At 62.0% G+C, this 24000-nt stretch carries 23 protein-coding genes; 7 read left to right on the top strand and 16 right to left on the bottom strand.

Annotated features, from left to right (window positions below; translation table 11 throughout):
• Positions 1-57 precede the first annotated feature (57 nt).
• From rocD to ACM561_RS14945, 4 genes are all read right to left on the bottom strand, one after another.
• Complete coding sequence (gene rocD / locus ACM561_RS14930) at positions 58-1275, bottom strand: ornithine--oxo-acid transaminase (RefSeq protein ID WP_425906015.1); 1218 nt, start codon at positions 1273-1275, stop codon at positions 58-60.
• A gap of 147 nt (positions 1276-1422) precedes the next feature.
• Complete coding sequence (locus tag ACM561_RS14935; protein ID WP_079447688.1) at positions 1423-2757, bottom strand: ATP-binding protein; 1335 nt, start codon at positions 2755-2757, stop codon at positions 1423-1425.
• A 62-nt stretch (positions 2758-2819) separates the two neighbouring features.
• Positions 2820-3548, bottom strand: coding sequence for a response regulator (locus tag ACM561_RS14940; RefSeq protein ID WP_425906017.1), 729 nt, complete (start codon positions 3546-3548; stop codon positions 2820-2822).
• Entirely contained in the window at positions 3545-4057 is a 513-nt protein-coding gene (locus ACM561_RS14945; protein ID WP_079447689.1) for a MarR family winged helix-turn-helix transcriptional regulator, read from the bottom strand. The genes ACM561_RS14940 and ACM561_RS14945 overlap by 4 nt, the downstream gene beginning before the upstream one ends.
• A 289-nt stretch (positions 4058-4346) precedes the next feature.
• Here ACM561_RS14945 and ACM561_RS14950 point away from each other — a divergent pair, with 289 nt between their 5' ends.
• Positions 4347-5459 carry a branched-chain amino acid aminotransferase gene (locus ACM561_RS14950; RefSeq protein WP_425906018.1) on the top strand — a complete coding sequence of 371 codons (1113 nt, stop codon included), beginning with the start codon at positions 4347-4349 and terminating at the stop codon, positions 5457-5459.
• 20 nt (positions 5460-5479) lie between these two features.
• On the opposite strand, the gene ACM561_RS14955 is transcribed toward ACM561_RS14950, so the two are convergent.
• The 6 genes from ACM561_RS14955 to uvrC all read right to left on the bottom strand — a co-directional run bounded on the left by ACM561_RS14955 (position 5480) and on the right by uvrC (position 11676).
• Complete coding sequence (locus ACM561_RS14955) at positions 5480-6910, bottom strand: MATE family efflux transporter (protein WP_425906020.1); 1431 nt, start codon at positions 6908-6910, stop codon at positions 5480-5482.
• A 169-nt stretch (positions 6911-7079) separates the two neighbouring features.
• A complete protein-coding gene (gene prmB / locus ACM561_RS14960; protein WP_425906022.1) occupies positions 7080-8120 on the bottom strand; it encodes a 50S ribosomal protein L3 N(5)-glutamine methyltransferase in 1041 nt (346 codons plus the stop codon).
• Entirely contained in the window at positions 8120-8599 is a 480-nt protein-coding gene (locus ACM561_RS14965; RefSeq protein ID WP_425906024.1) for a molybdenum cofactor biosynthesis protein MoaE, read from the bottom strand. The genes prmB and ACM561_RS14965 overlap by 1 nt, the downstream gene beginning before the upstream one ends.
• A 22-nt stretch (positions 8600-8621) precedes the next feature.
• On the bottom strand, positions 8622-8873 hold the full coding sequence (gene moaD / locus ACM561_RS14970) for a molybdopterin converting factor subunit 1 (RefSeq protein ID WP_079447551.1): 252 nt from the start codon (positions 8871-8873) through the stop codon (positions 8622-8624).
• A complete protein-coding gene (gene pgsA / locus ACM561_RS14975; protein WP_425906026.1) occupies positions 8870-9487 on the bottom strand; it encodes a CDP-diacylglycerol--glycerol-3-phosphate 3-phosphatidyltransferase in 618 nt (205 codons plus the stop codon). Before pgsA ends, moaD begins: the two co-directional genes overlap by 4 nt.
• Before the next feature lie 134 nt (positions 9488-9621).
• Positions 9622-11676, bottom strand: a complete 2055-nt coding sequence (gene uvrC, locus ACM561_RS14980; protein WP_425906027.1) for an excinuclease ABC subunit UvrC — start codon at positions 11674-11676, stop codon at positions 9622-9624.
• A 277-nt stretch (positions 11677-11953) separates the two neighbouring features.
• Between uvrC and ACM561_RS14985 the strand changes: the two genes are divergently transcribed.
• Positions 11954-12574 (top strand): outer membrane protein, encoded by a 621-nt coding sequence (locus ACM561_RS14985; protein ID WP_079447554.1) that lies wholly within the window; start codon positions 11954-11956, stop codon positions 12572-12574.
• Between the two features lie 148 nt (positions 12575-12722).
• Here the strand turns inward: ACM561_RS14985 and ACM561_RS14990 are convergent, their stop codons facing one another.
• The 3 genes from ACM561_RS14990 to ACM561_RS15000 all read right to left on the bottom strand — a co-directional run bounded on the left by ACM561_RS14990 (position 12723) and on the right by ACM561_RS15000 (position 15020).
• Positions 12723-13577 (bottom strand): 23S rRNA (adenine(2030)-N(6))-methyltransferase RlmJ, encoded by an 855-nt coding sequence (locus ACM561_RS14990; protein ID WP_425906029.1) that lies wholly within the window; start codon positions 13575-13577, stop codon positions 12723-12725.
• A gap of 93 nt (positions 13578-13670) precedes the next feature.
• Positions 13671-14363 (bottom strand): ribonuclease T2 family protein, encoded by a 693-nt coding sequence (locus ACM561_RS14995; RefSeq protein ID WP_425906031.1) that lies wholly within the window; start codon positions 14361-14363, stop codon positions 13671-13673.
• Positions 14364-14564: 201 nt separating this feature from the next.
• Positions 14565-15020, bottom strand: a complete 456-nt coding sequence (locus ACM561_RS15000) for a hypothetical protein (RefSeq protein WP_425906033.1) — start codon at positions 15018-15020, stop codon at positions 14565-14567.
• A gap of 166 nt (positions 15021-15186) precedes the next feature.
• Between ACM561_RS15000 and ACM561_RS15005 the strand changes: the two genes are divergently transcribed.
• A complete protein-coding gene (locus ACM561_RS15005) occupies positions 15187-15477 on the top strand; it encodes a hypothetical protein (RefSeq protein ID WP_425906034.1) in 291 nt (96 codons plus the stop codon).
• Between the two features lie 164 nt (positions 15478-15641).
• Positions 15642-16172, top strand: coding sequence for a DUF3617 domain-containing protein (locus tag ACM561_RS15010; protein WP_425906036.1), 531 nt, complete (start codon positions 15642-15644; stop codon positions 16170-16172).
• 93 nt (positions 16173-16265) lie between these two features.
• Here ACM561_RS15010 and ACM561_RS15015 read toward each other — a convergent pair whose 3' ends face one another.
• Positions 16266-17924, bottom strand: coding sequence for a histidine--tRNA ligase (locus ACM561_RS15015; RefSeq protein WP_425906037.1), 1659 nt, complete (start codon positions 17922-17924; stop codon positions 16266-16268).
• A gap of 220 nt (positions 17925-18144) precedes the next feature.
• Between ACM561_RS15015 and ACM561_RS15020 the strand changes: the two genes are divergently transcribed.
• Positions 18145-18546: an endonuclease domain-containing protein gene (locus ACM561_RS15020; RefSeq protein ID WP_425906039.1), complete on the top strand. Its 402-nt coding sequence runs from the start codon at positions 18145-18147 to the stop codon at positions 18544-18546.
• Positions 18547-18570: 24 nt separating this feature from the next.
• On the opposite strand, the gene ACM561_RS15025 is transcribed toward ACM561_RS15020, so the two are convergent.
• Together ACM561_RS15025 and ACM561_RS15030 are read right to left on the bottom strand one after the other, a co-directional pair.
• Positions 18571-20235 carry a pilus assembly protein TadG-related protein gene (locus tag ACM561_RS15025; protein WP_425906041.1) on the bottom strand — a complete coding sequence of 555 codons (1665 nt, stop codon included), beginning with the start codon at positions 20233-20235 and terminating at the stop codon, positions 18571-18573.
• A gap of 11 nt (positions 20236-20246) precedes the next feature.
• Entirely contained in the window at positions 20247-20687 is a 441-nt protein-coding gene (locus ACM561_RS15030) for a TadE/TadG family type IV pilus assembly protein (RefSeq protein WP_425906043.1), read from the bottom strand.
• Between the two features lie 400 nt (positions 20688-21087).
• On the opposite strand from ACM561_RS15030, the gene ACM561_RS15035 reads away from it, so the two are divergent.
• Together ACM561_RS15035 and ACM561_RS15040 are read left to right on the top strand one after the other, a co-directional pair.
• The gene (locus ACM561_RS15035) at positions 21088-22425 is read left to right on the top strand and encodes an aspartate aminotransferase family protein (protein WP_425906045.1); all 1338 of its coding nucleotides are present in this window, start codon (positions 21088-21090) and stop codon (positions 22423-22425) included.
• A gap of 121 nt (positions 22426-22546) precedes the next feature.
• On the top strand, positions 22547-23989 hold the full coding sequence (locus tag ACM561_RS15040) for an EAL domain-containing protein (protein ID WP_425906047.1): 1443 nt from the start codon (positions 22547-22549) through the stop codon (positions 23987-23989).
• The last annotated feature ends 11 nt before the right edge of the window (positions 23990-24000 follow it).

Consider the following 24000-nt stretch of genomic DNA (forward strand, 5'->3'; position numbering starts at 1 on the left):
TCCAGTGGAATCCGGTTAGCCAAAATCGAGAGCCTGCTTCTGATCAGAAAGCGGGCTCTAGGGATGAGCTTCCGCGCGAGCGAATTCGTCCAGCACTTCGGCGACCCGGTCCGCCACCCAATCGATCTGGGATTCTTCGATAATCAGCGGAGGTGCAAAACGAATGGTGTTGCGGTGAGTGTCCTTGGTCAGCACGCCCGCCTGCAACAGTCGCGTTGCTACCGCAGCGGCGTTGGCTAAATCGCGATCCAATTCGACGCCCGCGAACAACCCCCGTCCTCGCACCTCGCGGATGATGGGATTTTCGATCGCGCGAAGCCGTGCAAGCAGATGCGTGCCAAGGCGCGCGGACCGCTCGACCAATCTCTCGTCCATCAACGTATCAAGTGCGGCCAATCCGACCGCGGCCGCAATCGGATTACCGCCGAAGGTGCTGCCATGGTCGCCGGGCGTGAACACCTGCATTACCTCGCGCCGCGCCAGGAACAGCGACACCGGCAGAAGTCCGCCGCCCAGCGCCTTGCCCAGCGTCACCGCGTCCGGCGTCACGCCGTCGTGCTGGCAGGCCAGCAGCCGCCCGGTGCGACCGAGGCCGGACTGGATCTCGTCGCAGATCAGCAGGACATTGTGCTCCCGGCAGATGCGCGCGACCTCGGCAAGGTAGCCCGGCGGCGGCAGGTTGATGCCGCCTTCGCCCTGGATCGGCTCGACCAGGAAGGCCGCGGTGTTCGGCATGATCGCGTCTCGAAGCGCCGCCACGTCGCCGAACGGCACCGACCTGAAACCGGGCGGAAATGGACCGAAGCCGTCGCGATATTGCGCCACAGACGAGAAGCCGACGATAGCGATGGTGCGGCCGTGAAAATTGCCGTCACACACGATGATCTCAGCGCGGTCGGCCGGCACCCCCTTGACCGTGTAGGCCCATTTGCGCGCGGCCTTCAGCGCCGTCTCCACCGCCTCGGCGCCGCTGTTCATCGGCAGCGCCAGGTCCATCCCGGTCAAACTGCAAGCGCGGGCGAGAAAGGCTCCGAGACGATCGTTGAAATAAGCGCGCGAAATCGTGTCCAGTTGTCGCGCCTGGTCAGTAAGCGCCTGTATCAATCGGGGATGAGAATGTCCGAAGCTTGCCGCCGAATAGGCGCCCATCATATCGATGTAGCGTCGCCCGCTTTCATCCCACAAGTAGACGCCCTTGCCACGCACGATAGTGACCGGCATCGGCGCATAGTTGGAGGCACCATAGCGCATTTCCAGCTTAACCGAGCCGTCCATGTCACCCGCTCCCTCATTCGAGTGTGCTCGAGGCCGTAGAGCATCATGCGCTCCTCCTAGCCAGACCGCAACGAGCTCATATCCAATGTGGGACCTTAGAACCGGGAAAGCTAGGCATGATCCAAGCGCAGAAAGAACACTCCTACACTACACCGGCACCCGCACGGTCGCGCGCAGACCGCCCATCGGACTGTCACCGAGTGTAATGTCGCCGCCATGAGAGCGCGCGATGTCTCGCGCAATAGCGAGGCCGAGACCGGAGCCGCCCTCGTCCTGATTGCGCGCGCTGTCGAGTCGCAGGAACGGCTTGAAGACCTCCTCGCGCATGTCCCGCGGGATGCCCGGGCCATCATCGTCGACCATGACGGTGAGCCATCGGTGATCGCGATGGCCGTTGATGGCGATGGAGTCGGCATATCGTGCCGCGTTTGACACCAGATTGCCGAGGCAGCGCTTGAACGCTGCCGGCTTGACGGTGGCGACGGGAAGTCCGTTAAATATCGCCGTTGCTGCGTGACCGTTGCGCTCTGCATCGCTTCGTAACTCCTCGAGAGCGGAAGCCATGTCGGTCGGCTGCGCATGCTCGCCGCTGTCACCGCGCGCGAAAGCGAGATAAGCCTCGAGCATCCCGTGCATCTCGTCGACATCCTTCCGCATGCCATCGACTTCCGGACTGTCGCCGATCAGCGCCAGCTCCAGCTTGAAGCGGGTCAGGATCGTGCGCAGGTCATGCGACACGCCGGCCAGCATCGCGGTGCGCTGCTCGATACTGCGCTCGATACGCATCTTCATTTCGATAAACGCATGCGCCGCGCGGCGAACCTCGCGGGCCCCGCGCGGACGGAAGTTCGGCGCGTCGCGGCCCTTGCCAAAGCTCTCGGCGGCGTCCGCCAGCCGCAGGATCGGCTTGATCTGGTTGCGAAGGAACAGCACCGCGACGAACAGCAGGATCGACGACGTGCCCAGCATCCAGAAGATGAAGATTTCCGAATTTGACGCATAGGCGGCACTGCGCTGCGCGAACACCCGCATCACAGTGTCGTCGAGCTGAATTCTGATCTCCACCAGATTGGACCGTCCGACCGTATCGATCCAGAACGGCTTGCCGATCTGCCTGCTGATCTGCACCGACAGCGACTGGTCGAGCAGGGTGAAGAACGGTTTCGGCCCGGGCGGGGGCATATCGCCCGGAGGCAGGAAATCGACGACCAATCCGAGCCGCTGCTGTGCGATGCGCCGGATCGCCGTACGGTCCTTGTCCTGCGGGTAATCCTTGTACACATCGATCAGCGCGGCGACGTCCTGCACGACTGCCGCCGACAGGCGTCGCGTCACCGTATTCCAGTGGCGCTCCATGAACACGAAGGCCACGACCGATTGCAGCACCACCATAGGAACAATCATGATCAGCAGCGCGCGGGCATAGAGGCCCTCGGGCATCCACTTCTTGAACGCGTGCCCAATCCGGCTATTGACGACCATGACCCGTCGCAACGCCGTGCGGACTAGCGTGAGACCGGCATCGAGGGTGGTCGTTATCGACGTCAAGGGGCTGCGACCAGGCGATAGCCTACCCCGCGTACCGCCTGGAGGAATAGCGGATTGGCGGGATCGCGCTCGATCTTCCTCCGCAACCGGTTGATCTGGACATCGACGGCGCGCTCGTTCACGGTGCCGCCGCCGTTGAGTTCGCCGCGGCGAACCGTCTCGCCCGGGGTGGCCGCGAGCATACGCAGCATCTCGCGCTCGCGATCAGTGAGATGAATGACGTCGTCGCCCTGACGCAGCTCACCGCGCTCCAGATGATAGACATAGGGTCCGAACGCAATCGATTCGCTTCGCATCATCGGCAGCGGCATCGTGCGCTTGAGGATATTCCCGATCCGCAGCACCAGCTCGCGCGGCTCGAACGGCTTGGCGAGATAGTCGTCAGCACCGATCTGCAAACCCTCGATGCGGTTCTCGGCCTCGTGCAGGGCCGTCAGCATGATGATCGGCACCGGGGACGAGGCACGAATGGAACGGGCGAGATCAAAGCCGGTTTCGCCGGGCATCATGATGTCCAGGATCAACAGGTCGAAATGCAGACCGAGTAATTTCGAGCGGGCGGCCTTGGCGCTCATGGCCGTGGTGACACGGTAACCCTCCCCCGCCAGAAAGCGCGACAACAGATCCCGGATGCGCCGGTCATCGTCGACCAGCAGCAGATGCGGGGCGTCGTCGGCCAGCTTCACCTGCGCTCGCGCGGTCCCTGCCGTTTGCGTTACTATCATGCCTTCACCATCTTGCCGTCCGCTCGCAGGATCGCCTCCAGCACCTTGTCAGGATCATCGTGGTCGACCATCCCGAGCAAAAATTTGCGCACCACCTCGGCACCGGATGCGTCGAGGCCCCGCAGCGCGCGTTTGATGCGATCGGTCTGAAGGCCCGCGAGCTGCGCTACCAGCGCCTCGCCTTTCGGGGTGGCGAAAAGAAGGCGCTGACGGCGGTCAGCGTCGCCGGCCTTCTGCACGATATAGCCCTCGTCGAGGAGTTGCTTGAGCACTCGCCCTAGCGATTGCTTCGTGATCCGCAGAACATCGAGCAAATCGGCGACGGTGAGCCCGGGGTAACGATGGACGAAATGCATGACGCGATGATGCGCGCGGCCGAAGCCGAATTCCTCAAGCACATGATCAGGATCGTCAACGAAATCGCGATAGGCGAAGAACAGCAGTTCGATGATGTCCCAACGCGTCTCCGCGGATCGCCTGCCGGGCGTCTCAGGGCCGGAAGTGACCATGGCGGTCGGGGCCGAGAGTTTTATGTCAGCCATATTGACATATCTGGTTTCAATGTTACAAGTCGGCTATCTGATGCGAAATATAATAACGTTTCGTCCGGGGCCCGACTGTTTATCGACCCCCAACACGAGCGTGCGAGACCACGCAGCCCGGAATTCTGATCGGTGCGATTGCCGGGCGGCATTTCGGTTAACATACTGGACTTCGCGCCTTCCGCAAAAGCTGAAACCGCCTTCGCATGGCAGGCAGGGCACGCAGACAAGGTGCTGCAAAGCCGGGAGAATGTTCATGGGAGTTTCGCTTGATACGATCGATGGCGGGACGTCGTTGAGATTCGACATCCAACAGACGGCCAATCCGACGCAGGCGACCGTGCGCGCCGAAAAACTTGCGAACCCTGGCTTTGGCCGGGTGTTTACCGATCACATGGCCGTTGTGAACTACAATCAGGCGAAAGGCTGGCACGGGGCGAGGGTCGCGTCGCGCACTAACTTCCCGCTCGATCCTGCAACCGCCGTCCTGCACTACGCGCAGGAGATTTTCGAAGGCCTCAAGGCCTACAAGCGTGACGACGGTGGCGTCAACCTGTTCCGTCCCGACGCTAATGCGCGACGCTTCCGCAATTCGGCCGAGCGCATGGCGATGGCGCCACTACCTGAGACCGTTTTCATCGAAGCCATCGAGCAACTCGTGCGCATCGACCAGGACTGGATTCCTGGGGGTGAAGGCAGCCTATACCTGCGCCCGTTCATGATCGCGAACGAGGTCTTCCTCGGCGTGAAACCATCGGCGGACTATATCTTCGCCGTCATCGCCTCTTCGGTCGGCTCCTATTTCAAGGGCGGCCCCGCACCAGTCTCGATCTGGGTGTCGGAAAACTACACGCGCGCGGCAGTCGGCGGCACCGGCGCCGTCAAATGCGGCGGTAACTACGCCGCCAGCCTGCGCGCGCAGGCCGAAGCCATCGATCGCGGCTGCGATCAGGTCGTTTTTCTGGATGCGGTCGAGCGACGCTATGTCGAAGAACTCGGTGGCATGAACGTTTTCTTCGTTTTCGATGACGGTTCGCTCTCGACGCCGCCGCTCGGCACCATCCTGCCGGGCATCACCCGCGATTCGATCATCACACTCGCAAGGGAATCCGGCACGAGCGTGCGCGAGGAGCCCTATACAATCGATCAGTGGCGCACGGATGCCGCCAGCGGCAGGCTCCGGGAAGCGTTCGCCTGCGGCACCGCCGCCGTCATCTCGCCGATCGGCAAGGTGTGCTCGGCGCACGGCGATTTCACCATCAATGGCGGCGCCGCCGGGTCCGTCGCGATGGGCTTTCGCAAGAAGCTGGTCGACATCCAGTATGGCCGCGCGACTGACCCGCACAACTGGACCCGCAAGGTGCTGTGACCGGCGCGCATTCACGCGATTTATTTCGCGGCCAAGACCTCGCGAAACTGCCTGCCGTTTAGGGGCACCAGACCGATCCGCTCACGTCTGACCCAGCGCGAAATCATCAGGATGGCCACGGCTGCGAGACCCGACGCCAGGCCGATCCAGATACCGGTGCCCTGAAATCCGAGTTTGAAGGCAAACAGCAAACTCAACGACATGCCGAAACCCCAATAGCCCAGGCCGGCATAAATCATCGGCACGCGGGTATCCTGCAAACCACGCAGCATACCGGCGCCGACCACCTGCGCGCCATCGGCAATCTGAAATACCGCTGCACAGGTGAGAAACGACACCGCAAGTCCGATCACCTCGGCGTTTGCCGCATCGTTGACGTCGACAAATGCACCGATCAGCCATCGTGGCGCGGCAATCATCAAAACGCTGGTGCTCACCATGAATGCAATCGCCAGGGCAAACGACGTCCATCCTGCGCGGGTAATCCCGTCGAAGTCTCGCGCGCCGTACGCGCGACCGACACGTACCGTCGCCGCCTGCGCCAGTCCCATTGGCACCATGAAGGAAACCGACGCGATCTGAATTGCAATAGCATGAGCCGCGATCGAGGCTGTTCCGAACTGTCCCATCAGGAACACCGCGGCATTGAACACGGTGATCTCGAAGCCGAGCGCCGCGCCAATCGGCAGACCGACGCGCCACAGCGTGACGAGACGCGGCCAATCGGCGTGCCACCAGTTCCCGAATAGATGATAGCGACGGAACTTGTGGCCAAAGCTCACCACCAGTACCAGCCCGGCGAACAGGAAGGTGTTCGACAAAGTCGTCGCGATGCCGGAGCCGCGCAGGCCAAGTGCCGGCAGACCAAGATGACCGAACACAAGCGCCCAGTTTGCGACGATATTGAACAGGATCGCGACCGCGGTCACGGTCATTGCCCATAGCGGCCGCTCCAGTGCGGCAAAGAAGGAGCGCAACGCGATAAAGCCGAGCGTCGGAAGCATGCCCCACTGCAACGCGCGCACAAACACCTGAGCCTCGGCTGCAAGCTGCGGCTCCTGATCAAACAGAAGAAGGATCACTTCGGTATGCCAGAGCAGTGCCCAGCTCGGCACCGCAATCAGAACCGACGCCCATATCCCCTGCCGAAACGTCCGCCGCACGTCGCGCACCATATGCAGCTTGCGGCCAAACGCCTCGGCCATCATCGGCGAGGTCGCGGTGACGACGCCAATGCCGAAAATCAGGATCGCGAAGTACAGATTGACGCCAAGGGTTCCGGCGGCCAGCGCGGAAGCACCAACGCGGCCCAGCACGATCACATCTGTCGTGGTCAGCGCGATTTGCGCGAGGTTGGTGAGGACCAGAGGCCAACCGAGCGTCAGGGTGGCCCGGAATTCTCCGAGCCAGACATCGCGCGAGAGTGCGCTATGGCGAGCGTCAAAAAGCATGGCGACTTCATCATCAACACGGCAATCGGGGCAGAAAGACAATATCGGGACGACGGGCACCTCTCACCGTGTCGCCGGAGGTGTCGTATCTCGTTCATTGACCGCGCTTATTGCGCTTTCAAACGATCCGGCACCGGTTTCGCAGGAACAAACGCAACACGCCACACGCTCATGCCGCGCCGGCCGAATGTGCAGACCTATCCGCAAGCCGCGCGGCCTCAATCCAGAACACCTCGCCCTCGGACTCCTCGGTATCGAGCCAGAGCAAATCCGTGCGCGGATAAGCCTTTTCGATCGCCGGTTTGCAGCGACCGACCTCGCACAACAGCCCGCCGCCGGGCGCGAGATGAGTATTGGCGCCGTCGATGATCTGTCGCACCAGATCGATGCCGTCGGCACCGCCGTCGAACGCCATCCGCGGCTCCGCAAGACACTCGTGCGGCAGGCCCGCCATGCCCTTCGCATCGACATAAGGCGGGTTAGAGATAATGAGATCGTATCGCTTGCCACTGACTGCTGTGAACAGATCTCCCTGCGCAACATGGATGCGATCGTCAAGGCCGTGCTCGCATACATTGCGCGCTGCGACCGCGAGCGCGTCCGCCGACAGGTCAGTCGCATCGACCGTCGCATTCGGAAACGCGCGCGCGGCCAAAATGGCAAGGCATCCCGAGCCGGTACATAGATCAAGCACACGGGTTACGGTTGCGGGATGGCGCAGGCGCAGCACATCGTCGTCGCCGAAATGCGAATCCAAAATTTCCCCGATGAACGAACGCGGCACGATCACGCGCTCGTCGACATAGAACGGCAAACCGCGCATATACATCCTGTTGACGAGATAGGCGGCGGGCTTGCGGGTTGCGATGCGCTGCTCAATCCAGCCAAGAATGCGCCGGCCCACCGCCTTCGGCACGCGCCGCGCCGCCTGCGGTTCGACCTCGTCCGGATGCAGGTGCATGGCCTCGCTGACTAGGAAGGCCGCTTCTGCGACCGGATCGGTTGTGCCGTGCGCGAAAATGACATGCGCGCGCTCAAGCCTTGCGGCTGCATGGTGGACATAATCGAAAATCGTCTCGAGTGCCGGAGTCGAAGCTCCGGCAACGGCAGGATTTGCAGCCTTTGCTGTGGCTCGCTCCGGCGGCCGTTTTCGGTTCGAGCCGGCGGCCGCGACTTTCGATCGTCCGCCGCGTGCGGCGGTCCTCGCCATCAGGATTTGGCCCAGCGCGCCGCAGCAGTGTCGTCGCGGTCGTGGGCATCCACCCAGCTGGGCCCGGCGGCGCCCTCCTCGCGTTTCCAGAACGGCGCCTGCGTCTTGAGATAGTCCATGAGGAATTCAGCGCCCTGAAATGCCGCCTCGCGGTGCGACGACGCCGTGACCACGAGAACGATGTTCTCACCAGGAACGATCCGGCCGTAGCGGTGAATGATGGTGATGCCTGTGAGCGGCCAGCGAGAGAGCGCCTCCTCGGCATGACGCGCGATCTCAGCCTCCGCCATACCGGGATAATGTTCCAGCATCAGCGCGGCGATCGCATCGCCACCCTCGCCGCCAGCCTTGTCGCTTCTGCAAATGCCGGAGAAACTCACGACAGCGCCGATGTCGGTGCGGCCGCGCGACAGCGCAGCGACTTCGCGCGCGACGTCGAAGTCGGCTTCCTGCAGGCGTATGGTGACGGGAACGGTCATCGACGGAGCCGGAGTTGACAGATCAGCCGCCGGTCATCGGCGGAAAGAAGGCAATTTCGCGCGCGCCCGCGATCGTCGTGTCCTGGTTGACATGCATCCGGTCGATCGCGGCGCGGATCACCTTCGGCTTCTCGAATGCGTGGGCATATTCATCGCCCCGCTGCGACAACCATGCGATCAGATCGGCAACCGTCGCGACGGCCGGCGGGGGATCGAGCGCCTCCTCGGCCTTGCCGACCCGCTCGCGCACCCAGGCGAAATAAAGCACCTTCATTTTTCATCCTCCGCCATGAGGTGGTGAATACCGGCGTGGAAATAGTCCCAGCCTGTATAGATGGTGAGGATCGCCGAGACCCACAACAACAGAAGTCCGATCTGGGTCACGAACGGGAATACCAGATCGCCGGCCTCCCCCGCGAGCAAAAACCCGATCGCGACGAGTTGCGCGGTGGTCTTCCACTTCGCAAGCTTGGTCACCGGCACGCTGACGCGTAACGCCGCCAGATATTCGCGAAGCCCAGATACGAGAATCTCGCGGCACAGGATCACGATTGCCGCCCACAGCGTCCAGCCATGGATGATGCCGTCCGCCGCCAGCATCAGCAGGCAAGATGCAACCAGAAGCTTGTCGGCGATCGGATCGAGCATCTTGCCGAGGGCGGAGTGCTGATCCCAGATTCGTGCATAGTAGCCGTCGAAAAAGTCCGTCACAGCGGCCGCAATGAACACTCCGAGCGCCACCCAGCGCAGCTGCAACGGCCCGTCCATGATCGATTGCGCATAGACGCAACCCACCACCACCGGGATCGCGGCGATGCGAGCATAGGTGAGGATATTCGGTAGCGACAGCATGTGCTTCGCGGTCGCCTGGCTGGTTGCAGTGCTCATTTCATCTTACCAATACTGTCGTAGGGCGAACGTCAACCGGCCACGCCGCGCAATTTTGCCGACCTCGCAGCTGCCGTAGTCTTAATTCATTGATCTTAATACGAAAAAGAAGACCGGATATCATAACAAATCCCCTACGCCGGCCGAGCGTGGAAAAAATCGAAGATCCTGCGGGCACTTTCGGCGCTTATGCCCGGCACCTTGCCGAGGTCTGCCAGCGACGCCCGCTCAATCTCCTTTAACGTCCCGAAGTGATGCAGTAGCGCGCGCTTACGCGCGGGGCCAATACCGGGAACTTCCTGCAATCCGGCTTCTCGGATGTCCTTTCTACGCAGCTTACGATGCGATCCGATGACAAACCGATGCGCCTCATCACGCAATCGTTGGATAAAATACAAAATCGGATCCCGCGGTTCGAGCTTGATGGCTGGACGATCCGGCAGGAACAGGGTTTCGCGGCCGGCATCACGGTCCGGTCCCTTGGCGACCGCCACCAACGAGACCCGGCTCAGACCCAGCGCCTCGAATATCCCGCGGGCGGCATTGAGCTGACCGAGGCCGCCGTCGATGATCACGAGATCGGGCCATTGCGGAACGGCGTCCTGTTCCGATTCAGCTTTCTGCGTCAGCAATCTCTTGAACCGGCGCTCCAGCACCTCACGCATCATCGCGTAGTCGTCACCGGGCGTCAGGTTATCGGACTTGATGTTGAACTTGCGGTACTGATTCTTGAGAAAGCCTTCGGAACCGGCGACGACCATCGCCCCCACCGCATTGGTGCCCTGGATGTGACTGTTGTCGTAGACTTCGACGCGCTGCGGCGCCTGCGGCAGGCCGAGCACCGTCGCCAACCCCTGCAACAGCCGCGACTGCGTCGCGGTATCCGCCAGTTTTCGGCCCAGCGCTTCGCGGGCGTTGGTCAACGCGTGTGCGACCAACTCCTTCTTTTCGCCCCGCTGCGGCATTAAAACCTTGACCCCGTAACCAGCCTTGATCGACAGCGCATGGGCGAGCAATTCGCTTTCCTCGATCGGGCGCGATAACAGGATCAACCTGGGCGGAGGCTTGTCGTCGTAGAACTGGGCGAGGAACGATCCAAGCACCTCCTCCGGCGTGAACGATTTCTCCGCGCGCGGAAAATAGGCCCGGTTGCCCCAGTTCTGTCCGGTGCGGAAGAAGAATACCTCGACGCAGAAATAGCCGCCCTCCTGATGAATGGCGAAAACGTCCGCTTCTTCCACCGTGCGCGGGTTGATGCCTTGTTGCGACTGGATCGCCGACAGCGCGGCCAGTCGGTCGCGATAGAGCGCAGCGCGCTCGAAGGCGAGATCGTCGGAGGCTTTTTCCATTTCTCGCGCCAGCTCCTCCTTCACGGCGCGGCTGCGACCGGACAGGAAATCGGTCGCCTCGCGAACCAATGCCGTATAGCCGGGAAAATCGATCTCGCCGGTGCAGGGACCGGCGCAACGCCTGATCTGGTACAGCAGGCAAGGCCGCGTTCGGCTTTCGAAAAAGGAGTCGGTGCAGGAGCGCACCAGGAACGCGCGCTGCAGGGCGGTGATGGTGCGGCCGACCGCGCCGGCGGATGCGAAAGGCCCGAAATAGCGGCCCGGCCGCGACTGCGCGCCGCGATGTTTGAGGATCTGCGGCGCCCAGTGGTCGCCAGTGATCAGAATATAGGGGAACGACTTGTCGTCGCGAAGTTGCACGTTGAAGCGTGGCCGCAACTGCTTGATCAAATTCGCTTCGAGCAGCAACGCCTCGGTCTCGGTCTCGGTCGATACGATCTCGACGGTGGCCGTCGCCGCGATCATGCGCGCGATGCGCATCACCTGGCCTGTCGGCCGCGCATAAGACGACAACCGCTTGCGCACGTTCTTGGCCTTGCCGACATACAGCACGTCGCTCGCTGCATTCATCATGCGGTAGACGCCGGGCGAGGTGGGCGCGAGGCGAACCGCGTGTTCGATCGCCGCACGTCCGATCGCGAGCGGAGCCTCCGCGATCGTATCGGACGCATTGTCCGGGAGATCAGGCAGCCGTGCCTCGTCGTCTTCGTCGGTCTCAATGGTTGCGGGATCGACGTCCTGTTCCGTCGGCACCCCGCCGCGCCGCCGCATGTCCGCTCCGGAACCAGGCGGCTGTCTTGGCCCGATCGGCTTCGCAGGATCGGAGGAATCGGTCGTCATGTCCCTCAGTTATGCGATGAAGCCGGCCGATGCCAGCGATCCGCTCCCAGGCAAGGCGAGGCTTTGGCTCTGCGCAAAGCGTCACGCGACCGGTTCCCGGCGCGGCCATGCCGATAACACTTTCTTAAGGACAAGAGTCGGCGGGGGCACCGTCTTAAGAACCGTTTAACTTAAAACTTTCGATAAATCCTACGTATCGAATTTAGCATTTCGTAGCCATACGGACCTGGCTCGCGCGATGTCACGGTGGGAACGGTAAAAGGGTTGGAGTGCCGAGATGACCAAGACAATGATCGCAGCATTGGCTGCAGTGGCATCCACAGCGCTGATCGGCACCGCGCAGGCCGCCGATTTCTCTTACCGGGCGCCCTACACCGTCAACCAGCCGCTCAATGCCTTTAGCTGGGCGGGGCCCTATCTGGGCGGCAACCTGGGATATGCCTGGGGCAGCGTCCAGAACAGCCTCACCCGGCCGGACGGCGTGTTTGGCGGCGTGCAGGCCGGCTACAACTGGCAGAGCGGTGCGCTGGTGTTCGGCCTCGAAGGTGACATCCAGGCCAACGCCGCCAACGATACTTTCGCGGCCTGGAAATTCTCAAATCCCTGGTTCGGCACTGTGCGCGGCCGTGTCGGCTACGCGTTCAACAACGTCCTAGTTTACGGCACCGGCGGTCTTGCCTTCGGTAAACTGCGCGCCGAAACCTTCGCTCTGTCGGAATCCCACACCAACGCGGGCTGGACGGTCGGAGTAGGCGCTGAAGTCGGCATCTACCAAAACTGGACCGCAAAGGTCGAGTATCTGTATGTCGATCTGTCGAGCAGCAATTTCACGATTACGGGCGCGCCTCACAGCTACCAATCCGGAATGGTCCGCGCCGGTGTAAACTATCACTTCTAGAGATCTTTTTGATTTGACGCGTTTCCTTCACGCGAACCGGATTCCACTTCGCTCGAAAACGCTATAACGAGAACAATAATCATCACACCAACCTCCGGCCGTTCGCGGCCGGTTTTTTTTGACGGCAATCCGCCCAGGCATGGCCGGCTCAATCGGTGATCGCCTCAAGCTTGAAGCGGGCGGCGCCGCCCTGGCCCAGCGGTTTCTCCAATTCGGGAAGGATGGACTTGAGTTCGGCTCTCAACGTCCATGGTGGATTGACGATCAGAAGCCCGGCCGAAGTGAGTGGCCCGTCCGCGGTCTGCGGCGCCACGCTGAATTCCAGTCGCAGGCATTTGTCGGCGTCGCCTCCCGCGACGGCGCCGACTCTGCGGGCCAGATCGTCCGTCGCCCGGCGCCGCTTTGCCGGATACCACAGCAGGTAGCAGCCGGTCGGCCATTTGGCGAAGGCTTCGGAGAATCCGCCGGCGAGGCGTTCGAACTCGTCCTTGCGCTCGAACGGCGGGTCGATCAGCACGAGCCCGCGCCGCTCCTTCGGAGGCACGAAAGCGGCAAGCCCCATCCAGCCGTCAAGATCGACCACGTTGGCCTGGGTGTCGCGGCGCAGCGCACCGATCAGGTGCTTGCGTGCAACGGGCTCGATTTCGCAGGCGACCATCCGGTCCTGCGGCCGCAGCAAAGCACGCGCGATCAAGGGTGACCCCGGATAACAGCTTAGGCCACGCTGGGGATTGAAGGCCCTGACGATATCAAGATAGGGCGAAACCAACTGAGCAACGGGGTCGGAAAAGCGTGCTTGCATCAGCCGCGCAATGCCGGTCAGCCATTCTCCGCCGCGATCTGCCTCCTCACCGGTTAGATCGTAGACGCCCGCGCCCGCATGAGTGTCGATGACACGGAAGGCCGCCGGCTTCTCGTGCAGATAGGTCAGGACGCGGACCAGCACGATATGCTTGATGACGTCGGCGAAGTTGCCGGCGTGGAAGGCGTGGCGGTAATTCATGGTGCTGAAGTTCTTTTGGTATTTTTCGGAGCAACGCCGTCAAGTCCGGCCAGACGTTTTACCGCCCCAATACGCGCGGAAGGAGACGAAATACTACCCGCCGCGCACCGGAGGCATCACCACCTGGTCCCGGACGCAGGCGCGCCGGTCGATTTCCTCACACGCGCGGAATTGCAGGTCCTTGTTCATGCAGATACGCACTTCGCTGAGCCTGGTCCGGTCGCAGATCACCGCAATTGCGGACTGGCTGAGGCCCGGATTGTTCTTGATGAAGGCGCTCTCGATAGCATCGGGCGTCATGCTCTTCGGTGCGGCGAGATCGAGGAATTCCGCCGGAATCTTCACAGCGGCACGTGATTTGCGGACAGTCTCGAAGTAAGCCTCTGCGCTGAGCCCTGAGCAGGTGCCATGCTTATCCCACTGGCTGTAGATCAGACCCGGCGCCGGCATCAAATCCAGCATCGAGGTCATGATGCGGCGATCAAGCCGCGGCGCAGGACGCTGACAATAATCGGGAAAGCCGTGCTCGTATTGCGGCCAAAGGCCGTGCACCACAAAAGAGAACGGTCGCTCGCCGCACTGGCCCTGCTGCGACCGGCTGGAACTGCCGCGTTCCGCCGCGGCAGCGCAGAACGACGGAGACCATGACAGCGAGAGCACATAGAAATCGAATGCGCCGGGCGCATTCTGTCGTTGGTCTTTTGCCGCCGCATCGGCCGTCCACCCCGCAAGCAGGATCAGCCACGACAGAATAGACGCGGCCGCCGCGCGAGACACCCACTTCATGACGCCAACTCCTCAGCCCCAGCCGGAATCCGGTCCTCGCGCGTTATCCGACGAGAACCAGGCCACCATAGCATAACGACCCGAGGCCGGGACATCTCTGAAGCTCTATAAGGATAGTGTATAAGGGGTTTCCGCCCGCCCTCGCGATGAGAACACGGGTCAAGCCTTTCCCTTCCGGGATCAGAACCATGCCCTTCTTATTTATGGTTGGGCGGTTAGGCAGCCCGGATTATAGGCCCAGTTGCGATCAAGGCCGACCACGCACCACTCGACGCCCTGCCCCATGCTGGCAATCCCGCCGTCCTCTATGATGGAATAATGCACGGTGCGGACTTTGCCGTCGCTGACCATCGCCTCGGCGGTGCAGTAGCGGCGGGGAATATTGTTGGACTCCCGGGGCCGGAACGCCTTTTCATGGACGTTGCCATAGGCGGTGATGCGCAGCGGGGAATTCCAGAATTTCCTTTCCTTCTCCCAAAATTGCGTCGTGATGGTCGGCAACCCGGCCTCACAGCTCGGCAACTGCCCCTCATAGGACGGCCCAAACACAGGAAAATTGAACGCGTGCGCAACCGGCATCGTAGCGAACAGCCCCAATGCTGCGCCGAGCATCGTGCCGACAGCGGGTTTCTTCAAGGATGTGATAAGGTTGCGCATGGAGTTCCGCCGATGAATCTGAGCCTTGCGACGGTGCCGCGAAGCACGCGCGAGGTCAAGTGCGGCAAGGCAACACCCGCGGCCTAACTCCATGGTGAGCGGCTCGCTGTTCTTTCCACAGCCCGCTCCGCGTTCTAAGGTTCGAGTCGCAACGATGGAGATGAGGATGAGATTGTTCGGAGCGGCTTTGCTAGCGGCGATGACCAGCGCGCTGGTTTGCGGATCAGCGCGGGCCGACTGGGCGCCGCCGCTCAAAGGCAACGACACCGGCGGTATTATCTCCTATTCGCTGGCGCATCAGGCAGATTTTCGCGTGATTGCGGTCGATCACTGTGCGCGCTACGGCAAAGTGGCGAAGTTCCTCGGCGTCCAGGCCTATCCCGGCGGCTACATCTCGTTCGCTTGCCGCTGGGTGCCCTACGGTCCGGATCAGCCTCCGCTGCAGACGCGCTACTGAGCCTGCACCTTCGTGGAGTGAATTCGGCGTTCGCTGCCAATTTTACAGCAATGCGGCAAGCGAAACTCCCAATCAAAAACTTTTTAGTGCGGCTGTCCCCGGCTCCTCAAAGGGGATACCAAATGGCAAATCCGCGCCACGACATCCCACCGACGGAGTTTGCGATGCGACGGTCTCTTCGGCTCTCGATTTCACTCCTGCCGCTACTTCTTCTCTCCGCCGCGCCTGCGCTGGCGGAGGTGCAACTGCCGCTGCGCAAGGCCGGGCTTTGGGACATCAAGTTGGACCACGAGGGCGGCAGAATGCCAGCGGTTGTGGTTCAGCAATGCACCAGCGAGGCTGTAGACCGTGAGTTCATGTCGGATTTCGCCCCCTCCGCCAAGCAGAACTGCTCCAAGACCGAGATCCAGAAAGCCGCAACCGGCTACGTCATGGATTCGGTCTGCACCATGGCCGGCACGACCGTGACATCGCACGCCGAAACCTCAGGCGATTTCAACTCCGCCTACACGGTGAACGTCACCTCGCACAGCCAAGGCGGCAAGCTCGGAAGCCAAGACAGCAAGGTCACGATAGCGGCGAAATGGGCCGGCCCCTGCAAGGAGGGCCAGAAACCCGGCGATGTCGTGATGCCCGGCGGCTTCAAGATGAACGTGCGCGACTTTGAAAAATACAAGTCGATGGTGCCGCACTAGAGCCTATCTGCTTCGGGATAGATTCAGGAGCGCGGATCTTTCTTCACGCGAACCGGTATCCGCTTCGCTCGGCCTGCGCAGGCAAGACGGTGGCTAATCCCACCTCACGCCGTGACGCGTGAGCAGCTTCCGCACTTCGGCGACGAGATCGCTCTCGCTGACTTCAATCTGCGCCTCCGCCTGCTTCTTCAGATACTCAGTGCGGTCCTCGATCGAGGTCAGCCCGGCGCCCGCGATCAGATCCTTGATCTGCACCTTGCCGTTGGCCTTCTCGTCGCTGCCTTGAATGATGGCGCACGGCGAATGGCGCTTGTCGGCGTATTTCATCTGCTGGCCGAGCGAATGTTTCGGATTGCCGAGATACAATTCCGCGCGAATATCCGCATTGCGCAACTCCGCGACCATTTTCTGGTAGCCCGCGATGTCGCCGCCGAACACGGTGACGACCACGGGGCCTGCTTGCGGCTTCGTGTCGAGCTTGCCAAGCATGGTGAGCGCCGCCTGCAACCGCGACACGCCGATGGAGAAACCGGTCGCCGGCACCGGCTCGCCGCGAAAGCGTGACACGAGTCCGTCGTAGCGCCCGCCGCCGCCGACCGAGCCGAAGCGCACCGGGCGACCCTTCTCGTCCTTGGTTTCGAGCAGGAGTTCAACCTCGTAGACCGGGCCCGTGTAGTATTCGAGACCGCGCACGACGGACGCGTTGATCTCGATTCTGTTTGTTCCGTACCCCGCCGCTCTGACCAGAGAGTTGATCGCAAGGAGTTCATCGACGCCTTCTTGCCCAATTTGGCTCGAACCAACGAATTCCCTCAAACGCCCGACATAAGTCGCAACGTCGCAAAACATCTGCTCGCTAGAGCCCGGCGCGGGATGAAGCCTATCATCCGGGATACATCCGTCCTCTCGGGTGGAGCGCCAGATCGGAACATCAGGTCGGCCCGCCTCACGATGTGGGCCGTCCGTGCTCAGATAATAGTCGCTTGGGATTGCAAACCCGACGATCGATGCGATCTGCTGTTCGTCGAGTCCGGCACCCTTCGTAAAGTCGCCGCTCTCGTCCTTGCGCCCTTCACCGAGAAGCTGACGCACACCATCGTGCCGAAGGCGATCCAATTTATCGATAGCGCGGAGAACGGTAAGGCGCTTGCCCGCATTCTCATCGCCGCCGAGTCCGATGCTCTCCATCACCCCGTCGAGTACCTTGCGGTTGTTGACCTTCACCACGTATTGCCCGCGCGGGATGCCGAGCGCTTCCATGGTGTCGGCGGCCATCATGCACATCTCGGCGTCGGCGGCGGGCGACGCGCTGCCGACCGTGTCGGCATCGAACTGCATGAACTGCCGAAAACGTCCCGGTCCCGGCTTCTCGTTGCGGTAGACATAGCCGGCGCGATAGCTGCGATAGGGTAGCGCGAGGTTCTGGAAATTCTCCGCCACATAACGCGCCAGCGGCGCGGTGAGATCGTAGCGCAAGCTGATCCACTGCTCGTCGTCGTCCTGGAACGAGAACACACCCTCATTGGGGCGATCCTGATCGGGCAGGAATTTGCCGAGCGCATCGGTATATTCAAAAGCCGGCGTTTCGACCGGCTCGAAGCCGTAGCGCTCGTAGACCGCGCGGATTTTCTCCACCATCTGCCGCGTGGCGGCGATGGCGGCGGGTCCGCGATCCTCCAGCCCGCGCGGCAGGCGAGCGCGGAGTTTTTGCGGCTTTTTCGGTTTCTTTTCGATGTTGGACGTGTCTCGCATGGCGCGCGTGGTACCAGCGCAGGCGCAGACGGGCAAGGCGCTCTTGTTAGCGAACCACCCCTCACCCCGACCCCTCTCCCCGCAAGCGGGGAGAGGGAGAAGCAAGGCCTCAGCCCGGAAGAGGCTTGTGAAAGACCGCTGGCTAACGGACTATTCTAACCTCTCCCCGCTTGCGGGGAGAGGTCGGATCGTGAAACGATCCGGGTGAGGGGCATTTCTCATGCGTGGTGCAAAGCCAAACGTCACCGGTTTCGCGCGACGTCTACGCGCCAGCCAGACCAACGCGGAAGCGAAGCTTTGGAAGCATCTACGCGCCCGACAGATCGACGGCTATAAATTTGTGCGTCAGGTGCCGGTCGGTCCCTATTTCTGTGATCTCGTTTGCCGCGAACAGAAACTCGTCATCGAGGTGGACGGCAGCCAGCACGCGGATTCGCAAAGAGACAAAACCCGCGATCGATATTTGACCGACAACGGCTATAGAATACTCCGTTTCTGGAACAACGATGTTTTGAACAATGTTGAAGGGGTGTTGCTAACAATCCGGGCGACATTCTCCAACAAGAGCTGGCTAGCCCCTCACCCCGACCCTCTCCCCGTAAACGGGGAGAGGGAGAAGTAGAGTATGCTACTATAAACTCACAACTCAATTCACCAGCACCGCTCCGTCGCAGCGGATGCCGGAGACCCAGACATCTGCCTGCCCGATGCCGACGCCGAGCGTCGCCAACACCTGCGCCAGCACCTGATCGATCGACGCCGTGGCGCCGCTGATGATGCCCGTCACGGCCGGCCCGAGACCGGGGATGGGCAGGCCCAGCGGCCCCACATTGATCTTGAGCGAGAGGTCGCCGAGCAGGCTCGCGGTCAGCGACGCGGTGAAATCCGAGGTGGTCACCGTCTTTTTTGTCAGCGCGGCAATGTCTGCATAACTGAAGGACACCGGCGTCGGCCTGACGTTGCCCATGCCGGCATGGGCGCGGCCTGTCACGGTGACGGTGTCCAGATTGACCAGCGTCGCCGCGCCCGGGTCCGGCTTGCTGGTGAAGTTGGTCATCTCGGCCGCCGACACATTGCCGATCCAGGCGTCGACGATGCCGGGCGTGACGCCGAGCGTGACGCTGGAGGTGCTGATATCGGGGCGGCCGCAGCTCACGGCGTTCAGCGTGGCCGTGCCAGAGGCGACCTCGACATAGACCGGAAGATTGACGGCCGCCACCGGGCCGCTGCCGAGCAACTTGATCGATACCAGCACGCGGGTCTGCGCCGTGTGCACGCTCGCGCCTTCAGTCCCGACCGTCATCCAGCTTGTCCCTTGCGGGCGTTCACCGACCGTCGCCATCACGGAGACGCTGGCGATGCCGGGTAATCCGAGATTGACGGAGGCCGCGATCTGGTTGCTGCCATTGGCGATCGCACCGGTCGCCGAAAGCAGATCGAACGCCGAGACGCTGACGCCTGTTTTCGGTTTTGAGCCGACCGTCATCGCCGCATAAGGGCCGACGTCGATCAGCTTCCCCGGCACGATGGTGGTGGTTAGCCCGGCAAGCGCCAACGAGACCTTCGACAGCGCCGTGGTCGCGGCATTTATGCCGTTCGCCGCCTGCTGCGCGCTCAGCATCGCCGCCACGATGTCGCCGACCTTCACGTCGCCGGACAGCACGGAGTCGTAGGTGACGCCGGTCAGGTCGAGCCGCGTCGCCAGCGCATTGATGAAATCGAAGGCGTCGATGTGAGCGTCGATCAGCGCCTGATAGTCCATCGCCGAAAGCGACAGCGTCGTGCCGAGCATTCGGCCAAGCATCGCATTAAGCAGGCCACCATTGAGCGAGACCAGCCGTGAGCCGATCGCGAACGAGGCAAGCGCGGTGCTCGCGGCCGTTGCCCTGCTGGTGATGTCGAAGTGATTCTTGCCGCCGGTGAACATGCGCGCGAAATAAAGCGGCGTCTCGGTATGCAACGTAACCCGTGCTGCGTTGGCTGCGCCGCTCGAGGGGGTGACGAAGCGCGCCTGCGGCGCCAGCGCGGCGTTCGCGGCATAGCTGCCGAGTTCGACCGAAATCAGCGCGCTCGCCGGATAGCCGTTGGCCGTCACGGTGGCGGCGGCCGCGCTCGTGGCTTTGCCAAGGTTGCCTGCGGCGACAATGGCCGCAAGGTCGGCGGCACTCTGCGCCTTACGGCGGTCGGCATAGATCGACCCGACATCCACGCCGAGCGCGGTGCAGCCGAGCACCAGCACCATGCACCCGGCTCCCATGATCGCGAAATTGCCGCGCGTATCCGAAATGAAGCGCTGAAGCAGGTTCCACATCGTGCGTCTCCTCAAAAGCCGCCGAACGGAATCGCCGCTGAGCGGATGATGATCGAAGGCGGCGTCGGCACGAACGGCAGCGTGAAAATGAGGTTGTCGGAGGCGTCGTAGTTGACGGTGACGACGAAGACGTCGCTGCCGGAGGTTGCCGCGTTGACGGTGAGATGTCCGGGCTGCAACAGAGGATACGACCCGGCATTCGTCGTGACGTAGTTTTCGGCAAGGCTGATGCGTTCTGTCTCGCTCAGGCCCGCGACCGACGAACGCGCTGCTTCCGCGGCAAGTTGCTGCACACCATGCACCATGGTGAAGTAGACGCCGAACACGACGATGCCGAACACCAGCACCAGGAACAGCGGCAGAAGCATCGCGAATTCGACCGCGGACGCGGCGCGGATGCAGCGGGCAAAGCGCGGAAGGCACAAGGCGTGGCGTAGAGAGAAATGTGTCATACGGCAAGTTGAAACACACAACTATTAAGTGTATATTAATATTAAATCAATCAAAGGTAGTATATATCTTCGGCCGCCAAGCGAGCGCGCGTCCGCGACCCCTGACGACACCGCAGATGTCTCGGCATTTTCAGCGCGCGATCGATCACGCAAACTGCGTTTCGCAGGCGCGCAAAAAGTTCTAGGGTGGTTCAAGCTCAGAGGTCGGTTCATTTTCGCTGTAGGCAAGCAAATTTCTGAACCCGAACACGCTGGAATCGTTGAGTTGGCTCTAGTCCTTTCGAATCTTGAGTCGGCACCGAAGGCGCAGCGTCGTGAAGTGCCCACCAACGCTGATGTTGCGCGGCGGGGGTCCGAACATCATCCGCAACGCGCTGAAAAAATAAAATGAGGGATCCCGATGTTAGACAAAAGCCTTGCCCTCAACGTGCCGAACGATCTTGCTGCGTTCTGGATGCCCTTCACCGCTAACCGTGCCTTCAAAAAAGCGCCGCGGCTGCTCGCCGGCGCCAAAGACATGCACTACATCACCACCGACGGCCGCAAAATCCTCGACGGCGCCGCCGGCATGTGGTGCTGCAACGCCGGTCACGGCCGCGCCGAGATCGCGGCGGCGATCGCCAGACAGGCCGAGGCGCTGGATTTCGCACCGCCGTTCCAGTTCGGCATTCCGCAGGCCTTTGAACTGGCAAGCCGCGTCGCCGAGCTCGCGCCGGAAGGGCTCGATCACGTATTCTTCTGCAATTCCGGATCGGAGGCCGCGGACACCGCGTTGAAGCTCGCGCTGGCCTATCACCAGCTCAACGGTCAGGGGAACCGCATCCGCCTGATTGGCCGCGAGCGGGCCTATCATGGCGTCGGCTTCGGCGGCACTTCGGTCGGCGGCATCGTCAGCAACCGCAAAATGTTCGGCGCGCTGCTCACCGGTGTCGACCATCTGCAATCCACCTACAACCGCGACAAGCAGGCGTTCAGCAAAGGCGAACCACAATGGGGCGCGGAACTTGCTGATGAGCTGGAGCGCCTCGTCAATCTGCACGGCGCCCAAACCATCGCCGCCGTGATCGTGGAGCCGATGGCCGGGTCGACGGGCGTGCTACCCGCGCCGAAAGGCTATCTTAAGCGGCTGCGCGAGATCACGCAGAAGCACGGCATCCTCCTTATCTTCGACGAAGTCATCACCGGCTTCGGACGCCTCGGTTACGCCTTCGCCGCCGAGCGCTATGGCGTGCTCCCCGACATGATCACCTTTGCAAAGGGAGTGACGAACGGCGCGGCCCCGATGGGCGGCGTGTTGGTGCGCGACACCATCCACGACGCCTTTATGAGCGGCCCGGCGAATGCCGTGGAGCTGTTCCACGGCTATACCTATTCGGCGCACCCGCTGGCCTGCGCCGCAGGGCTTGCCACGCTCGATATTTACCGCGACGAAAAGCTGTTCGAGCGTGCTCGCAGCCTGGAACCGAAGTTCGCGGACGCGATGATGAGCCTGCGCGGCGAACCTAACGTGGTGGACATCCGCACCGTCGGCATCACGGCAGGCATCGAGCTCGCCCCCAACGAAAACGGACCGGGCGACCGCGGCTTTGCAGCCCTGAGATCCGCCTTCCACGATTACGATCTGATGATGCGCGTCGCAGGCGACACGCTGGCACTTACCCCGCCGTTGATCGTCAGCGACGATCAGGTCGGCGAGATCATAGAAAAGACCGCCAAGGTGATTCGCGCCGTCGCCTGAACGATCGGCCCGATTTTCGGCGGACAACTTCAGAAACACCCATCCGCCGAATCAGCAATAATGGTAGTGTGGGAGACTGGAAGCGCCACAGATCGCTCCACGCCGGAAGCATTTACGCCAGATGATCCGTATTTCCACGATTTTCATTGCTCTCTGCATGGTGCTGGTCTCCGCCTCGGTGGGCATCGTGCTCTACACCGTTACGGCCCTGCGCGCGTCGGAGTCAGCCATCGTGGCGCTGACGGTCCTGGCATTCCTCATTCTCTACAATGCAGTGTCCATGCGGTTACGCGGCGGCAACAACGCCGAAGGCCAGATCGCGGACCTGTCGCAGGGCGTCGCCGACCTTGCCCGCCAGGTCTCCGATTTCGGGCGCCGCCTCGCGGCAGCCGAAAGCAAGATTGCCTCGGCGAATTCCGCTGGTTCGGACCGCACTCAATCCGGACTCCAATCCGCGCTTGGTGAAATCAACGAACTCGGCGGGCTGGTCAAGCAGCTCGCCGCCACGGTCGCCGCCCATGACGACATGCTGACAGGCTTGCCACCCGCCGCTTCTGCGCCCGCGTTCGAACCAGTGGCACCGGAGAGACCCGTCCACCGTGAGCCCCTCGCGAGGGCGATTGCACCGGCATCGACTCGGACAGCCATCAATTCCGCACGGACCGACACCGACCTACAGATCCTGGCCATCCAAAACGCCATTGAGACCGGCAGCATCGATACCTTCCTGCAACCGATCGTTACGCTTCCGCAGCGCAAGATACGCTACTACGAAGCGATGACGCGGCTGCGCAATGCCCGTGGCGCATACCTCGCAGCCGGCGAGTTCATTCCAGCCGCCGAATCTGTAGGCTTGATGGGGCAACTGGACAACACGATCTTGTTCCGCTGCATGCAAGTTCTGCAGCAGCTTCAATCGCGCAACAAGGATGCCGGCCTGTTCTGCAACGTCGCCTTAGCGACACTCGGAAACCCCACCACATTTGCGCAGTTCCTCGACATTCTCGAAGCCAATCGTGCGTTGGCCCCCTCGCTGATTCTCGAATTCAAACACGATACGCTGCGCGCTCTGGACATCACCGGAAGCAAACGCCTGGCCGCGATGACGCAGCTCGGCTACAGGTTCTCGGTCGACCATGTAGCGAACCTGCGAATTGAACCGCGCGAACTGGCCGATCGCGGCGTCCGCTTCATCAAAGTGCCCGCCTCGCTCTTGCTGGACCAGAAACAAACGTCGACCTCCGATATCCATCCGGCCGACATATCCGATCTGCTGGGACGCTTCGGCATCGACCTGATCGCAGAGCGGATCGAAGAAGAAGCGGCGGTCGTCGATTTGCTCGACTACAATGTTCGCTTTGGCCAGGGTTTCCTATTCGCCGCGCCGCGGCCGCTACGCCAGGACACGGCGGAGGACACAGCTGACAAGGCAAAGTCGCGCACCAACAGTGCAGCCAGACCGGGTGAAGCCGGAACCGTGAAAACTGACGCGATCAAGCCCGAACGTTCGTCTCGCGTGACCGGCAACGCTGCCCTGGCACGTCGCGCTGGCGGCGCTGCCTGAAAGCATCCAAC

This window comes from Nitrobacter sp. TKz-YC02 (genome assembly GCF_049852135.1).
Taxonomy (GTDB): Bacteria; Pseudomonadota; Alphaproteobacteria; order Rhizobiales; family Xanthobacteraceae; genus Nitrobacter; species Nitrobacter vulgaris.

Coding starts and splice junctions, on each gene's coding strand:
- moaD (WP_079447551.1), bottom strand. CDS start 8,873: ATGAAGGTGCTTTATTTCGCCTGGGTGCGCGAGCGGGTCGGCAAGGCC.
- prmB (WP_425906022.1), bottom strand. CDS start 8,120: ATGGCGAGGACCGCCGCACGCGGCGGACGATCGAAAGTCGCGGCCGCC.
- uvrC (WP_425906027.1), bottom strand. CDS start 11,676: ATGACGACCGATTCCTCCGATCCTGCGAAGCCGATCGGGCCAAGACAG.
- ACM561_RS15005 (WP_425906034.1), top strand. CDS start 15,187: ATGAGATTGTTCGGAGCGGCTTTGCTAGCGGCGATGACCAGCGCGCTG.
- ACM561_RS14935 (WP_079447688.1), bottom strand. CDS start 2,757: ATGGTCGTCAATAGCCGGATTGGGCACGCGTTCAAGAAGTGGATGCCC.
- ACM561_RS15030 (WP_425906043.1), bottom strand. CDS start 20,687: ATGACACATTTCTCTCTACGCCACGCCTTGTGCCTTCCGCGCTTTGCC.
- ACM561_RS14950 (WP_425906018.1), top strand. CDS start 4,347: ATGGGAGTTTCGCTTGATACGATCGATGGCGGGACGTCGTTGAGATTC.
- ACM561_RS15015 (WP_425906037.1), bottom strand. CDS start 17,924: ATGCGAGACACGTCCAACATCGAAAAGAAACCGAAAAAGCCGCAAAAA.
- ACM561_RS14990 (WP_425906029.1), bottom strand. CDS start 13,577: ATGAATTACCGCCACGCCTTCCACGCCGGCAACTTCGCCGACGTCATC.
- ACM561_RS15040 (WP_425906047.1), top strand. CDS start 22,547: ATGATCCGTATTTCCACGATTTTCATTGCTCTCTGCATGGTGCTGGTC.
- rocD (WP_425906015.1), bottom strand. CDS start 1,275: ATGGACGGCTCGGTTAAGCTGGAAATGCGCTATGGTGCCTCCAACTAT.
- ACM561_RS14985 (WP_079447554.1), top strand. CDS start 11,954: ATGACCAAGACAATGATCGCAGCATTGGCTGCAGTGGCATCCACAGCG.
- ACM561_RS15010 (WP_425906036.1), top strand. CDS start 15,642: ATGCGACGGTCTCTTCGGCTCTCGATTTCACTCCTGCCGCTACTTCTT.
- ACM561_RS14965 (WP_425906024.1), bottom strand. CDS start 8,599: ATGACCGTTCCCGTCACCATACGCCTGCAGGAAGCCGACTTCGACGTC.
- ACM561_RS14995 (WP_425906031.1), bottom strand. CDS start 14,363: ATGAAGTGGGTGTCTCGCGCGGCGGCCGCGTCTATTCTGTCGTGGCTG.
- ACM561_RS15020 (WP_425906039.1), top strand. CDS start 18,145: ATGCGTGGTGCAAAGCCAAACGTCACCGGTTTCGCGCGACGTCTACGC.
- ACM561_RS14940 (WP_425906017.1), bottom strand. CDS start 3,548: ATGATAGTAACGCAAACGGCAGGGACCGCGCGAGCGCAGGTGAAGCTG.
- ACM561_RS15035 (WP_425906045.1), top strand. CDS start 21,088: ATGTTAGACAAAAGCCTTGCCCTCAACGTGCCGAACGATCTTGCTGCG.
- ACM561_RS14955 (WP_425906020.1), bottom strand. CDS start 6,910: ATGCTTTTTGACGCTCGCCATAGCGCACTCTCGCGCGATGTCTGGCTC.
- pgsA (WP_425906026.1), bottom strand. CDS start 9,487: ATGAGCACTGCAACCAGCCAGGCGACCGCGAAGCACATGCTGTCGCTA.
- ACM561_RS15025 (WP_425906041.1), bottom strand. CDS start 20,235: ATGTGGAACCTGCTTCAGCGCTTCATTTCGGATACGCGCGGCAATTTC.
- ACM561_RS14945 (WP_079447689.1), bottom strand. CDS start 4,057: ATGGTCACTTCCGGCCCTGAGACGCCCGGCAGGCGATCCGCGGAGACG.
- ACM561_RS15000 (WP_425906033.1), bottom strand. CDS start 15,020: ATGCGCAACCTTATCACATCCTTGAAGAAACCCGCTGTCGGCACGATG.